Annotated in this window: 13 protein-coding genes; 9 read left to right on the top strand and 4 right to left on the bottom strand. The window is 62.0% G+C overall.

The genetic code is table 11. From position 1 onward, the window contains the following. Positions 1 to 99: 99 nt before the first annotated feature. The 6 genes from ABH945_RS11930 to ABH945_RS11905 are packed head-to-tail and all read left to right on the top strand — an operon-like array spanning position 100 to position 4263. A complete protein-coding gene (locus ABH945_RS11930) occupies positions 100 to 1041 on the top strand; it encodes a 2-hydroxyacid dehydrogenase (protein ID WP_074762809.1) in 942 nt (313 codons plus the stop codon). A 57-nt stretch (positions 1042 to 1098) separates the two neighbouring features. Further along, the gene (locus tag ABH945_RS11925; RefSeq protein ID WP_074762808.1) at positions 1099 to 2025 is read left to right on the top strand and encodes a hydroxymethylglutaryl-CoA lyase; all 927 of its coding nucleotides are present in this window, start codon (positions 1099 to 1101) and stop codon (positions 2023 to 2025) included. Between the two features lie 52 nt (positions 2026 to 2077). Continuing rightward, positions 2078 to 2599 carry a YbaK/EbsC family protein gene (locus ABH945_RS11920; RefSeq protein WP_429250653.1) on the top strand — a complete coding sequence of 174 codons (522 nt, stop codon included), beginning with the start codon at positions 2078 to 2080 and terminating at the stop codon, positions 2597 to 2599. A gap of 31 nt (positions 2600 to 2630) precedes the next feature. Then, a complete protein-coding gene (locus tag ABH945_RS11915; protein WP_429250652.1) occupies positions 2631 to 2873 on the top strand; it encodes a DUF1289 domain-containing protein in 243 nt (80 codons plus the stop codon). Then, a complete protein-coding gene (locus ABH945_RS11910) occupies positions 2870 to 3346 on the top strand; it encodes a MaoC family dehydratase (RefSeq protein ID WP_429250651.1) in 477 nt (158 codons plus the stop codon). The genes ABH945_RS11915 and ABH945_RS11910 overlap by 4 nt, the downstream gene beginning before the upstream one ends. Beyond that, positions 3343 to 4263, top strand: a complete 921-nt coding sequence (locus ABH945_RS11905) for an MBL fold metallo-hydrolase (protein WP_429250650.1) — start codon at positions 3343 to 3345, stop codon at positions 4261 to 4263. Before ABH945_RS11910 ends, ABH945_RS11905 begins: the two co-directional genes overlap by 4 nt. A gap of 287 nt (positions 4264 to 4550) precedes the next feature. Here the strand turns inward: ABH945_RS11905 and ABH945_RS11900 are convergent, their stop codons facing one another. After that, a complete protein-coding gene (locus ABH945_RS11900) occupies positions 4551 to 5441 on the bottom strand; it encodes an alpha/beta fold hydrolase (protein WP_429250649.1) in 891 nt (296 codons plus the stop codon). Between the two features lie 353 nt (positions 5442 to 5794). Here ABH945_RS11900 and ABH945_RS11895 point away from each other — a divergent pair, with 353 nt between their 5' ends. After that, positions 5795 to 6754: an NAD(P)H-dependent flavin oxidoreductase gene (locus ABH945_RS11895; RefSeq protein WP_429250648.1), complete on the top strand. Its 960-nt coding sequence runs from the start codon at positions 5795 to 5797 to the stop codon at positions 6752 to 6754. Between the two features lie 192 nt (positions 6755 to 6946). On the opposite strand, the gene ABH945_RS11890 is transcribed toward ABH945_RS11895, so the two are convergent. The 3 genes from ABH945_RS11890 to ABH945_RS11880 all read right to left on the bottom strand — a co-directional run bounded on the left by ABH945_RS11890 (position 6947) and on the right by ABH945_RS11880 (position 10390). After that, positions 6947 to 7879, bottom strand: a complete 933-nt coding sequence (locus ABH945_RS11890) for a LysR family transcriptional regulator (protein ID WP_429250647.1) — start codon at positions 7877 to 7879, stop codon at positions 6947 to 6949. Between the two features lie 208 nt (positions 7880 to 8087). After that, positions 8088 to 9173, bottom strand: coding sequence for a porin (locus tag ABH945_RS11885; protein ID WP_074762800.1), 1086 nt, complete (start codon positions 9171 to 9173; stop codon positions 8088 to 8090). 611 nt (positions 9174 to 9784) lie between these two features. Beyond that, positions 9785 to 10390, bottom strand: coding sequence for a hypothetical protein (locus ABH945_RS11880; protein ID WP_429250646.1), 606 nt, complete (start codon positions 10388 to 10390; stop codon positions 9785 to 9787). 560 nt (positions 10391 to 10950) lie between these two features. On the opposite strand from ABH945_RS11880, the gene ABH945_RS11875 reads away from it, so the two are divergent. Further along, entirely contained in the window at positions 10951 to 11979 is a 1029-nt protein-coding gene (locus ABH945_RS11875; protein WP_074762799.1) for a bile acid:sodium symporter family protein, read from the top strand. 272 nt (positions 11980 to 12251) lie between these two features. Then, on the top strand, positions 12252 to 14099 hold the full coding sequence (locus tag ABH945_RS11870; protein WP_429250645.1) for an EAL domain-containing protein: 1848 nt from the start codon (positions 12252 to 12254) through the stop codon (positions 14097 to 14099). Positions 14100 to 14206 lie beyond the last annotated feature (107 nt).

Below are 14206 nucleotides of genomic sequence, written 5' to 3'. Positions count from 1 at the left end.
AGGAGCCTTCATGCCGCAAGCGCCGTCGGAACCAGCGCAGCCGTCGTATCGTGACGCGGACGCGATCCGCCCGGGCAACGCTGGCATCTCCAGGACCGTATGAAAATCCTCTTCTACATGCCGCATGCCGACGCTGCCGGGTGGCTGCACGATTTCGCCCGCGCGCTGCCCGAGGCCGAATTGCGCGAATGGCAACCGGGCGATACCGCGCCGGCCGACTTCGCGGTCGTGTGGCGGCCACCGCATGAAATGCTGGCCGGCCGCGACGACTTGCGCGCGATCTTCAATCTCGGCGCGGGCGTCGATGCGATCCTCGCGCTCGAACATGACCATCCCGGCACGTTGCCGCGCAACGCGCAATTGATCCGTCTCGAAGACGGCGGCATGGCATCGCAAATGGCCGAGTATGTGGCGCACGCGGTGCTGCGCTATCTGCGTCGATTCGACGAATATCAGACACTGCAAGCCGAACGCCGCTGGCAGGCGCTCGAACCGCATCCGCGAGACAGCTTTACGGTCGGAGTGCTCGGACTCGGCGTACTCGGCGCGCACGTTGCGCAAACCGTCGCGTCGTTCGGCATGCCGGTGCGCGGCTACAGCCGCAGCGCCAGGCAGGTGGACGGCATCACGACATTCGCCGGCGAAGCGCAATTCGACGCGTTTCTCGACGGCGTGAAAGTACTCGTGAATCTGCTGCCGCATACATCGGACACGCGCGGCGTGCTGAACGCACAGGTGTTCGCGAAGCTCGCTCACGGCGCGTATCTGATCAACGTCGCGCGCGGTGGGCACCTGGTCGAAGCGGATCTGCTCGATGCATTGGCAAGCGGCCAACTAAGCGCCGCCACGCTCGACGTGTTCCACGAAGAACCGTTGCCGCCCGATCATCCGTTCTGGCGCGAAGCGCGTATCACGATCACGCCGCACGTCTCCGCGCTGACATTGCGCAGCGAAAGCGTCGAGCAGGTCGCGCGAAAAATCAACGCGCTGATGCGCGGTGAAGCCGTGAGCGGCGTGGTGAATCTGGAACGCGGATACTGACCGGCACCTTGGAATCAGACTGAAAAAGCGCCGCCACCACGCGGCAGGAGACAGAACATGACCTTCCCACAGCAAGTGAAAATCGTCGAAGTCGGTCCGCGTGACGGGCTGCAGAACGAGAAAGAATTCGTGCCCACCGCGACCAAGGTCGAGTTGATCGACCGTCTGTCGGCGGCGGGTATTCGCAATGTCGAGGCAGCGTCGTTCGTGTCGCCGAAATGGGTGCCGCAAATGGCCGACGGCGCCGACGTGATGGCCGGTATCGCGCGTCGTCCGGGCACGATCTACTCGGTGCTGACGCCGAACCTGCGTGGCTTCGAAGGCGCACTCGCCGCGCGTGCCGACGAGATCGTGATCTTCGGCGCGGCCAGCGAAGCGTTTTCGCAGAAGAACATCAATTGCAGCATCGCGGAAAGCATCGACCGCTTCGCGCCGGTTGCGCAGGCGGCGAAGGAACATGGCATACGGATTCGCGGCAGCGTGTCGTGCGCGCTCGGCTGCCCGTATCAGGGCGAGGTGCCGGTGGCGTCGGTGGTGGACGTGGTCGAACGCTTCGCCGCGCTCGGCTGCGATGAAATCGATATCGCCGATACGATTGGCGTCGGCACGCCGAAGCGCACGCGCGAAGTGTTCGACGCCGTGACCAGAGTGTTTGCGCGCGAGCGTCTGTCGGGCCATTTCCACGATACGTACGGCCAGGCGCTCGCGAACATCTACGCGGCGTTGCAGGAAGGCATCGAGATTTATCACGCTTCGGTGGCGGGGCTCGGCGGCTGTCCGTATGCGAAGGGCGCGACCGGCAATGTCGCGACCGAAGACGTGCTGTATCTGATGAACGGACTCGGCATCGAGACCGGTATCGACCTCGCGCAAGTCGTTGCGATCGGCGATTTCATTTCGACGTCGATCGGACGCCCGAACGTGTCGCGCGCCGGTAAAGCGCTGCTCGCGAAGGCGCGCAGCGAAGCGGCGAACTGCGTCTGATGTTCCGTCGAATTTTTTGTGCAACACGCTCACTCAATCAGGACCTGAAACGATGACTGATTACGCGTCTCTCGAATCCGACGATCTCACCGCGCTGCCCGACGCGGCTCGCCGTGTCGCGCAATTGCTGCGCGAACGCGGTCACGCCGGCCGGATCGTGATGCTGCCGGAGACCGGCAAGACTTCCGCCGAAGCCGCCGCCGGACTCGGCTGCTCGGTGGCGCAGATCGCCAAGTCGATTCTGTTTCGCCGCCGTGAAGACGATGCGCCGGTACTGGTGGTCGCCAGCGGCGCGAATCGCGTGGATGAAAAGAAAGTGGCCGCGCACGTCGGCGAGATCGGCCGGGCGGACGCGAAGTTTGTCCGCGAAAAAACGGGCTATGCGATTGGCGGTGTCTGCCCGATCGGGCACGCGACCGAACCCGTTACGTTGATCGACGCCGATCTGCTCGCGCTCGACAGCCTGTGGGCTGCCGCCGGTCATCCGCATGCGGTGTTCAATCTGACGGCGCAGGAACTGGTTGCGCTAACGGGCGCGCCGGTGGTCGACGTGGCGCTGCGCGAAACGGCGTGACGGGGAACCGAACGGGTAACCGGCTAACGAGATGACCACCGGCGAGCGCAACGATAACGAGGACGACGACGGCTCCGTGCTGTCGCCGTGCATCAGCGTGTGCAGGATGGATGCGTCGACCGGATGGTGCGAAGGGTGTCTGCGCACCATCGAGGAAATCGCCGGCTGGTCGCTATTCGACGACGATAAAAAACGCGCGGTCTGGGACGAGATCGAAGTGCGCCACGCGCAGTTCATGGCCACGCACGCGCAACAACCGAAAGGCCCGCAATGACCGCCGCGCCACGCATCGTCACGATTGGCGAGAGCTTCAGTTCGACGCTGGAGTTATCCGCCGATTCGGTGAAGTCGTTCGCCACGCTCGTCAACGACCTCAACCCGCTGCATCACGACGACGCTTATGCCGAGCAAAGCCGCTTCGGCGGATTGATTGCATCGGGCACGCAGCCCACCGCGCATTTCATGGCACTGCTGGCCACGCATTTTTCGACTTACGCGCAGCCGCTCGGCCTGGAGTTCGACATCAAGCTAAAAAAAGCGGTTCACGCGAACGACACGCTAACCATGACCTGGCGCGTGCGCGACGCGCACTGGAAGGCGAGCCTGAACGGCGACCTCGCGCATCTTGAAGGCACCGTCGTGAATCAACGCGGCGACACGATGCTGACCGGCACGTCGACCATTCTGGTGATGCCGAAACCTGAAGCTGCGTCCACGCGTGTCGATACGCAAACGGGCGCGCAATGATCGCGCTGCCGGAATCGATCCGCGTTTTTGAACGGGGCTGGCTGTCGTCGAACAATGTGCTGCTGACCGACGCAAATTGCACGGCGCTCGTAGACACAGGCTACGCAACGCACGCGCCGCAAACGCTCGCGCTGGTGCAGCAGACACTGGGCGCGCGACCGCTCGATCTGATCGTGAACACACATCTTCATTCGGATCACTGCGGCGGCAACGCGCTATTGCAGGCAACGTGGCCGTGCCGCACGTTGATTCCCGAATCGGAAGCCGGCAACGTTCGCGCCTGGGACGAAGCACGTTTGACATTTCGCGCGACCGGCCAGACCTGCGACCGCTTCACCTTCAACGGCACCATTGCACCGGGCGCGTCGTTGCGGCTCGGCGCACTCGATTGGCAAGTGCTCGGCGCACCCGGTCACGACCCGCATTCGCTGATGCTGTATTGCGCGGACGAACGCATCCTGATCAGCGCGGACGCGTTATGGGAAAACGGCTTCGGCGTGATCTTTCCGGAACTGGAAGGCGAAAGCGGTTTCGCCGAACAGCAGGCCGTGCTCGAAGCCATAGCGGAACTGGATGTGCGCGTGGTGATTCCCGGTCATGGCGCACCGTTCACGAATGTCGAACAGGCGCTTGAAAGAGCGTTTTCGCGGCTCGCATGGTTGCGTGACGATCCCGCGCGCAACGCGAAAAATGCGCTGAAGGTACTGATCGTATTCAAGCTGCTCGACGTCCGCGCGATGAGTTTCGACGAACTGCAAAAGCTTCTCGACGACGCCGACGTCATGCGCGCCGCGGCATCGATACTCAAGCCGCGAGACCAATGGCCTGCGCTGATAGCGGATATTGTCGATGAACTTGCGGCGAAGAATGGGCCGCTGGAGATAGACGGTGCGCGGGTTCTTGCGCGTGAACGGTGAAGACTTCGCGCGGCGGCACAAAACCGTCGGCACAAAAAGAAAGCCGCTCGACCATCAAGGCGAGCGGCGGAAATTCTGTCGGACGTGATCAGCGTCTGTACGGATGATACGCGCGCGGGTTTTTGGACCGCATCGGTGATTTCCCTACAGAATGTTGACGCTATGTTTTAGATCCGCAGACACCTCTGTCAGCAGGTCTCCTGTCGCCAGAGTCACGATCATTGCTCCGCTCATATGAACAATGATCTCCTTTTATTTATTCCGTAATCCGTATCATCGTTCGTTACTTACTGCTCGACTGCTTCGAAGAAAGACAGCATCTCCGCAACCAGTTCGTCCGACGCCTCTTCGGGTATGTAATGCCCGCAAGACAGCGACCGCCCGCTGACGTCGCGCGCCACACGACGCCATTCGGCAAGCGCATCGAAGCACTTTTCGATCACGCCTTTATCGCCCCACAGCACGCGCAGCGGACAACCAATCTTGTTACCGCGTTCGATATCGGCACGGTCGTGCTCGAGATCGATGCTCGCCGACGCGCGATAGTCTTCGCACATCGCATGCACCGCGCCGGGTTGCGCGAGCGCGGCGCGATAGGCGTCAAGTGACGCGGGTTCGAACGGCGCGAGTCCCGCGTGACGGCCGCCCATCACCGCATCGACGTAAGCGGCCGGGTTTGCGCCGATCAGTGTTTCGGGCAGCGGCTCGGGTTGAATCAGGAAGAACCAGTGGAAATAGTGCGTCGCGAACGTGCGGTCGGTGGCTTCGTACATCGCCAGCGTCGGCGCGATGTCGAGCAGCATCAGACGCTCGACGGCGTCGGCGTGATCGAGCGCCATCCGGTGAGCGACGCGCGCACCGCGATCGTGCGCGCACACGAGGAATTTATCGAAGCCGAAATGGCGCATCACCGCGACCTGATCGGCGGCCATCGTGCGCTTGGAATACGGCATGTGCGTGGCGTCGCTGGCCGGTTTGCCCGACGCGCCGTAACCGCGCAGATCGGTCGCGATCACGGTGAAGTGCGCAGCCAGTTGAGCGGCGCAGCGCTGCCAGATCAGATGCGACTGCGGATGACCGTGCAGCAGCAGCAACGGCGGCCCCGCGCCTCCCTTCACTCCGAAAATGTCGACATCGCCCACGGCGACGCGAAAGGGCGTGAAATTCTCGAAGGCCATGGCGTCTCTCTTGTCGTTTGGGAGTTCGAGCATTGTAAAAGCGCAATCTGTCCGCACCAGTGGGGTAACCCACGCAAACGTAGAAACTGAACTCTCCTTCCAACTGTTCCAAACGATGCCGCACGGCGCACGCGTCACGCTTCGCCTATAATCGAACGACCGTTCTTAAATTTTCGGACGGACATGGTTTTGCATCTGGAAGCTCGGAGCTAAACGCAGCGTGACCGCTGGTCAATCCGGGCGCGCGGCACACTAGCTGCGCTGCCATGTGCGCCGTTCCATGTGCCGCTAAACTCATCAAACGCCGGGCGCTCAACGTCGCGCCGGTTCGTCCAAATCAGGAGACTCGCACTATGGCATTGCCCGCCGTTCTGCAAAACCTAGCGTTGCCGGTCGTCGCTTCGCCGATGTTCATCGTCAGCTATCCCGAACTCGTGTTGGCCCAATGTAAGGCCGGGATCGTCGGTTCGTTCCCGGCGCTGAACGCGCGCCCCGCAGAACTGCTCGACGAATGGCTCACGCAGATCCAGGCACAACTCGCCGAACACAAGGCCGCCCATCCCGACGCGATCATCGGGCCGATTGCGGTCAACCAGATCGTCCATCAGTCGAATACTCGGCTCGAGCACGACGTGCGCGTGTGCGTCGAACACAAGGTGCCGATTTTCATCACGAGCCTGCGCGCGCCCGCGCGTGAAATCGTCGACGCGGTGCACAGCTACGGCGGCATCGTGCTGCACGACGTGATCAACCTGCGCCACGCGCAGAAGGCGCTCGAAGCGGGCGTCGACGGTCTGATCCTGGTGGCGTCCGGTGCGGGCGGCCACGCGGGCACGACCTCGCCGTTCGCGCTGGTCGGCGAAGTGCGGCGCATGTTCGACGGCCCGATCGTGTTGTCCGGCTCGATCGCCAACGGCGGCTCGATTCTCGCCGCGCAGGCAATGGGCGCGGACCTCGCCTACATGGGCACGCGTTTTATCGCGACCCAGGAAGCGCACGCGGTCGAGAGCTACAAGCAGGCGATCGTCAATTCCACCGCGTCGGACATCATCTACACGAACCTGTTCACCGGCGTGCACGGCAACTACATCCGCGAAAGCATCGTGAACGCGGGGCTGGACCCGGACGCGCTGCCGGAGTCGGACAAGAGTGCGATGAACTTCGCCAGCGACAAGGCGAAGGCGTGGAAAGACATCTGGGGCGCAGGCCAGGGCGTCGGTCTGATGGACGACGTGCCGAGCGTGGGTGAACTGGTGCAGCGTCTGAAGAAGGAATATGACGACGCGAAGGCGCGGCTGGGAATTGCGCGCTAAGGGTCGGTGAATGAGTGCTCACCTGATCGGGTTGTTGGTCGGGTGAGATGCCGGGGTTCGTTAAGATCAGGTCGAACCCCGGCTTAAAAAATTCCCGCAGACGCTCGGCGACAGGCTAAGTCCTTCGCCAGTTGCACCTGCCAGCAATGACTGGCTGCGAGGCGCCGAATACAAGCCGCCCGCAACACCCCGCTACCCCACCGCTAACTCCCTGATCTGCTCAAGCGACGGCCACAGCGACTCGTTCGTGAACCGCTCAGCGAGAAAGTCGACGAACGAACGCACCTTCGCCGACAAATGCCGCCGGCTTGCATACACCACGTGAATCGGCAGCTCGCGTGGCGGCACTTCGTCCACCAGCAGCGGCACGAGGCGACCCTCGGCCAGATCCGCGCCGATCACCTCGGTGCCGAGCATCGCGATACCCGCGCCTTGCAGCACGAGTACGCGCTGCGCCTCTAGGTGATTAACGATCAGATTGCCCGACAGACGCACACGCGGCGAGGTCTCGCCGGTCGCGATTTCAGGCACCGACACGCCCGCGTACTGCAAATAATTGTGGCGCGCGAGATCGGCGACGCTCTTCGGCGTGCCGTGCCGTCGCAAATACGCGGGCGACGCGCACAGCACGAGATGCGCCGTCGCGATCTGCCGCGCGATCAGCGACGATGACTTCAGCCCGCTCGGCGAAGCCCGGATCGCGACATCAAAACCCTCGTCGATCAGTTCGACCACGCGGTCGGACAAGGTCATATCGACGGTGACTTGCGGATATTGCGCGGCGTAGTCGCCGACCGCCGCCATCACATAGCTCAAGCCGAACGCCGACAGCGACGACACCCGTAAGCGCCCCTGCGGCACGACGCTCGCCGCGCCGACCACCTGCCCCGCTTCGTCGAGTTCGGTGAGCGCCTGGCTCAGCCGCTCGTAGTATTCACGCCCCGCCTCGGTCGGAGCGACGCGCCGCGTAGTGCGGTTCAGCAGACGCGCGCCGAGTTGCTGTTCGAGATGCATCACGTGCTTGCTCGCCATCGCCGCCGACATCTCCATCCGCTCGGCCGCGCCGACAAAACTGCCGACTTCGACCACATGGCGGAACACTTTCATGCTGACGAGGGTATCCATCTCAATCGCTCGCTTCAGGAATTAATCGATGCCATTTTGCCGCGTTTATCAAAAGATGGTCGGCAAACCTCGCACTGTGTCAGTTCCAGAAGCGCAAAAGCCCGCCTTCGGAAGAAGGCGGGCTTTTGCGAGGAGGATGCTAATTGTGCTGATTGACCAACCGCCAGGTGGCGTCTGCAAGCAGACGCACCCGGCAGGATCGACGCGTTTAGAATTTCGCGCGCAGACCGACGCCGTACGTGTTGCCGCTCGACTGGCCCGTGATGTGGTCGTACAGATAAGCCGCGTAGACATCCGTGCGCTTCGAGAGCGGATAGTCGTAGCCCGCTGCCGCCGTCTGACGCGTCTGGTTCGAACCGCCGCCGTTACGCGAGTAAGCGTACGACGCCATGATCGAGCCCGGGCCGAACGGCACCGTCACGCCGCCTTGTCCCGTGTTCACGTGCCAGCTCGTGACCTGCTGGTCGTTGTACGTGTACATGTACTGACCGTAGAGCTTCACGAACTTCAGGTCGTACGAGACACCGACTTGCCCGACGCTCTGGCTCTTCAGGCCCGGCACGCCCGACGTGTCGAAGCTGCCCAGGTCGCCCGGCGTGTTGTTGAAGTTCACGTACTGGTACACCGCCGTCGCCGCAAACGGGCCGTGGAAGTACAGCACCTGGCCGCTCCACTTCTTCGCGCCGTTTTCGGTCGTGTTGCCGAGTGCGTACATTGCCGTCGCGCTCAAACCGTTGAAGTTCGGCGACGAATACTGAACCGCGTTGCTCCAGCCCGAGTCGCCGGTCACGCCTTGGTCCGTCGAGTACGTCGGGAACGTGCCGAGGCCGAGGTACGTGTGGTAAATCATCGGCGAGAACACGTACGAGTCGACGAACGGGTTGAACAGAATCGTCGACACGAACAGCGGCGTCGTCAGACGGCCGGCGGTGATCGTACCGTACGGCGATTCGATGCCCACGTACGCGTTACGCGAAAACATCGTGTCGCCGGTGAAGCGGCCGTACTGGCCGTTCTGCGCGAGGAAGAAGCCTTCCAGCGCGAAAATCGCCTTGTAGCCGTTACCCAGATCTTCAGAACCCTTTAAGCCCCAGTACGACGTCGACATACCGCCGCCGGACACCACTGCTGCGCTTTTTCCGCCGGGGAATTTTTGCGAGCCGACCCATTCGTCGACCTGACCGTAAAGCTGCACGCTCGATTGCGCAAAAGCAGACGATGCACTGGCCAGCAGAGCGGCACACGCGGTTGCCTTGAGGATGGTCTTCAGCGCACTGCTGTTGCTTGTTTTCATGGGTTCTCCTGTCTTTGTCAAAAAAGGTGTGGCTGTGCGAAAGGGAGCTCGCGTGAACTTTTGTTGTTGTCCGTTCGATCGTCGAACCAAGCTGGGCGGGACCATCTTTGCGGACCATTTTTATGGACAAAAATATCGTTGGTTATTGCGGGTATATCGGTCTGATTAGTTTTGTCGCTTATCGACCTGCTACAGCTGCAGTCTTCGTCATCCGCACGGCGTCGCGATCGAATTCGCTGCATCGCGCAAAATGGCCTGGAGGCCAAGCTACGAGGCGCTTTCAGACATCTGATGACATACGAATGACGCACTGCCGCAGAACGGGTGAGATTTGACGACGGGAAGGGTATGACTGCCGAGCGTTTTCAAAAAAGTGTGGCGTCGAAACGTCACATTGAGCGGCGGGATTAGTGGCGGATTAAAGCGGACGAGCGCGGAAAGCTGAGCGACGCGGCAAAAACGAGCCGATCGAGCGAGGATTGCAGCTTGAATTTTTGCAGCGCAGGCGGCGAACAGGAAACAGGACGCGCGAAATCATCGCGCATTAATCGCGCCGGTCAGCTATCTGAATTGATGAAGTTAAATACAGGTCTGCGGAGAACCCGCTTGAACTAGTTACGGTACGGCGACCCTTCCGGTTGACGCGGATCGTCACTCTGACGCTGCATCACACGTGAAGCACCACGCTCTTCGTTATAGCGGGCAACGTCGGCGCGAATCGAACCGGAGCGCATGGGCGCATTGGGAGGCGGTCGCGGCACCGAGCGGGACTCGGCGCTAACCTGCGTAAGTGCGCCGGCGTACTGCATGCGGCCACGGCCGTCATCGGGATAATGGGACGGCGTGGTGAGGCCGCGCACGCTGGGACTATAGACACCAAAACCATTGGCACCGTGGAAACCGTCGGCATACCTGTCGCTGGCATAGTTTGCGGCGCCACGCGACGATCGTGCATTGCGATCAGCCGCCTGATATCGGCCTGATCTTGCTGCAGGCGCACCCGAGTAACGGACGTTACCGCCGCCGCGCATGTCCGCACGCATGGAGCGATCCGGCGCATGCGAATAGGAAGCACCCGAATGCATACCGGAAAAACCACCGCCGCCGTGCGGCACGCCCGGTCCTTTTGCATGGACGAACGAGCACAACACGGCGATAACCGCGCCCAGCGCCCAGTGCTTCGTTCTCGACAACCCGTCCACCTTGGTGACTCTCACGCCCGAAGACTTGCCTGAAGTCCGCCGTTCGAGCTGCAACGGACTTGTTCTGGGACGCTACGAACAACGCGTTCGATTCGCGGTGCGTGGTATCCCGACGGCCTTTGAACCGTAATTTATGGGCGTCGGCGGAGGGTGTCGAGCCAAAAAGTGTTAGGCCTCCTCCCTGGATGTAACACCTTGTTACTGCGACGTTTTTGTGCGACACAGCACTTGCGCGAACGCATCGGAACAGCTTGGCGGCAGGGCTTTTCGGCACCCTGCGAATCGCTCTCGCGTATGACGAATCGGCGCTTCTTCCAGCCGCCACTTTTGCTTCCGATTATCAAAACAGGATGGACCAATCCGACACACTGACCAATACTGAAAGACGGCCCGAAGCATTCCATCAAGTCCTGCTAACACAACATTCTTAATGCACAACATTCATTAATCGATTCGGCAAATGAATTTGCTTTTTCAATCGATTTTCAACAACAATAGCCGTTTCCCATAGCCTAAGGTGGCGCTGTTACGCGCCCCTTCCGCGCCAGTGCGCATCACCGAATCGAGATTCCGACATGGCTCGCCCGAAACTGCTTCCCGATAACTTCACGCTGTGCCTGGTTGGCACCGTGATCCTCGCCAGCCTGCTGCCGGTTCACGGGCAGGCCGCCATCGGCTTCAACTGGGTGACGAACGTGGCGGTCGGCCTGCTGTTCTTTCTGCACGGTGCCAAGCTCTCACGCGAAGCGATCGTTGCGGGCGCGACGCACTGGCGGCTCCATCTGGTCGTACTTCTCAGCACGTTCGCGCTCTTTCCGCTGCTCGGCTTCGCGCTTAAACCGATCCTTTCGCCACTTGTCACGCCGGCGCTCTATGCGGGGGTCCTCTTCCTCTGCACGCTGCCGTCGACTGTCCAGTCGTCTATCGCGTTTACTTCCATCGCCAAAGGCAACGTGCCGGCGGCGGTATGTAGCGCGTCCGCGTCCAGCCTGCTCGGCATCTTCATCACTCCCGCGCTCGTCAGCGTCGTCGTTACCAATCAGGCTGCCGGCGGCGGCGCTTCGCCGTGGCATACGGTGGGCAACATCGTGCTGCAACTGCTGGTGCCTTTCGTCGCCGGTCAACTGCTGCGTCCGCTGATCGGCAAGTGGATCGAGCGCAATCGCGGCGTGCTGAAGTTCGTCGACCAGGGTTCGATCCTGCTGGTGGTGTACGGCGCGTTCAGCGAGGCGGTGAACGAAGGCTTGTGGCATCAGATTCCGCTGTCCGCGCTCGGCGGCCTGCTGGTGGTGTGCGCCGTGCTGCTCGCGCTGGCGCTGGGTCTGACGATCTTCGTCAGCAAGCGGCTCGGCTTCAACCGCGCCGATCAGATCACCATCATTTTCTGCGGCTCGAAGAAGAGCCTCGCGGCCGGCGTGCCGATGGCCAAGGTCATCTTCGCCTCGCACGCGGTGGGCGCCGTCGTGTTGCCGCTGATGCTGTTCCACCAGATCCAGCTGATGGTGTGCGCCGCGCTCGCGCAGCGCTGGGGCGCGCGCGATATCAGCGGCGAGACTCACCCCGCCTCGCGCGAGCGGGCTGCTGCCGCCGTCGCGCGTCGGTAAATACGCGCGCAATGCAAACAGAACGTTCATAAGCGCCCTCCCTGAGCGTCATGTGAAGAAAGCCGCCTTGTGCGGCTTTTTTGTTATTTCACGCCCAAACGCCCGCGCTGTCGCCTCAGCCTGATGGCATAAGACGTTTCTCAATCGGCCGCCGATCGCATCTCAGAAATGCTCCGAAGCACCACATCAGTGCTTAATTTCATTAAAAATTCACTTAACTTCGAAACCGGAATCGCCGATAAGCCGTAGATCGATCGCTACGCCCTCCTGCCATGCAACCTCGTTCGCCCTCCCGATCCGCTGCGCCGCGCATCGAGGAGTTGATCGCCCAGCGTGAGCTGTCCGCCGTGTTCCAGCCGATCGTGGAGTTCGAAGACGGGGCGATCCTCGGCTACGAAGGCTTGATTCGCGGCCCGGCGGGCACACCGCTCGAAGCGCCGTTCGCGCTGTTTTCGCAGGCGCTGGCCGAAGGTTGCGCGATCGAACTGGAGCGCGCCGCCGCGCGCACCTGCATCGAAACGTTCGCGAAACTCGATATCGTCGGCAAGCTGTTCCTCAATTTCAGCGCGGGCGCGATCCGCCAGCTGGCCGCCGCACGTGAAGACACACTGGCGCTGCTGCGCGATTGCGGCATCGATCCGCAGCGGATCGTGATCGAGTTGACCGAGCAAAGTGCGATTCCCGACATGGCCGACTTCGCGCCGGTCGTCGCGGCGTTGCGCGATACCGGCGCGCAATTCGCGCTCGACGACTACGGCACCGCGAACGCCAGCATGAATCTGTGGGTACGGCTGCAACCGGACGTCGTGAAAATCGACCGCTTCTTCATTCACGACATCGCCAGCGATCCGCTCAAGTTCGAGGCCGTCCGCGCGATGCAGCACTTCGCGAAAGCGAGCGGCGCGCAGCTGGTGGCCGAGGGCATCGAGAACGAAGCGGATCTGATCGTGGTGCGCGACATGGGGATCGGCTACGGGCAAGGCTTTTTCTTCGGCCGTCCGCACGCGCAACCTGCGCTCAAGGTGAGCGAAGCGGCCCGCGACGCGATGCGCGCCGGGCACATCGCCGTGTTCCCGGAGACCACGCGCGCGGTCAGCAGCGCGTCGCCGTCGGGCGGCATGGCGTCGGAGAGGATGCTGGTCCACGCGCCCGCGCTGCCGCGTCACGCGACCAATAACAACGTGCTCGACCTGTTCAATCGCCTGCCCGAACTGCACGCGGTGGCGGTAATCGAAAGCGACGAACCGGTCGCGCTGATCAACCGGCGCAGTTTCATGGACCGCTATGCGCTGCCGTATCACCGCGAGCTGTTCGGCAAGAAGCCGTGCATGCAGTTTGCGAATGCGTCGCCGGTCCTGATCGAGAAATCGATGACGGTCGAGCAGATGGCGCGGCTTCTCGCCAGCGACGATCAGCGCTATCTCGCGGACGGCTTCGTGATTACCGAGAACGGCAAATACGCGGGCCTCGGCACGGGCGAAAGCCTGGTGCGCGCGGTCACCGAAGTCCGTCTCGAAGCGGCGCGCTACGCGAATCCGCTGACCTTTCTGCCGGGCAATATCCCGATCAGTTCGCACATTGCGCGGCTACTGGACAACCAGGCCGGTTTCCATGCGTGCTACGTGGATCTGAATCACTTCAAGCCGTTCAACGACCAATACGGCTACTGGCAAGGCGATGAAGTGCTGAAACTCGCCGCCGCCGTGCTCGCCGACGTGTGCGAGCCGACCCGCGACTTCCTCGGACACGTAGGCGGCGACGACTTCCTGATCCTGTTCCAGAGCGACGACTGGCGCGAGCGCGTGTTGCGCGCGATCCATCTGTTCAACGAAGGCGCGCAGCGCTTTTACGCGCCGGCGGACCGGCTTGCCGGCGGCATCCACGGAGAAGACCGGCGCGGCAATCCGACCTTCTTCGGCTTCGTGACGATGGCGATTGGCTGCGTGCGCGTCGAACCGGCAAGCGACGTGACGCCATACAACAGCGAACAGATCGCGTCGATCGCCGCGGTGGCGAAGCGGCGCGCCAAACACGAGAGCAGCGGTTTCGTGCTGATCGACGCCGACGAAAGCGCGGTGTTGTTGAAGGGACAGCGTGAAGCTGCGCCGCTGGATGCCTGATTGGGCAAGGCCAGGATCGAGGCCACGCTTCGGTCACGCGAGCAACGTGTTTAGCTTGTTTTACTAAACAGTATATTCCGAGCCAGCGTCAACATCTACGGGTATTT

It is taken from the genome of Paraburkholderia sp. GAS333 (assembly GCF_050435665.1).
Taxonomy (GTDB): Bacteria; Pseudomonadota; Gammaproteobacteria; order Burkholderiales; family Burkholderiaceae; genus Paraburkholderia; species Paraburkholderia fungorum_A.
This window is presented reverse-complemented; position numbering and strand designations above follow the sequence as displayed.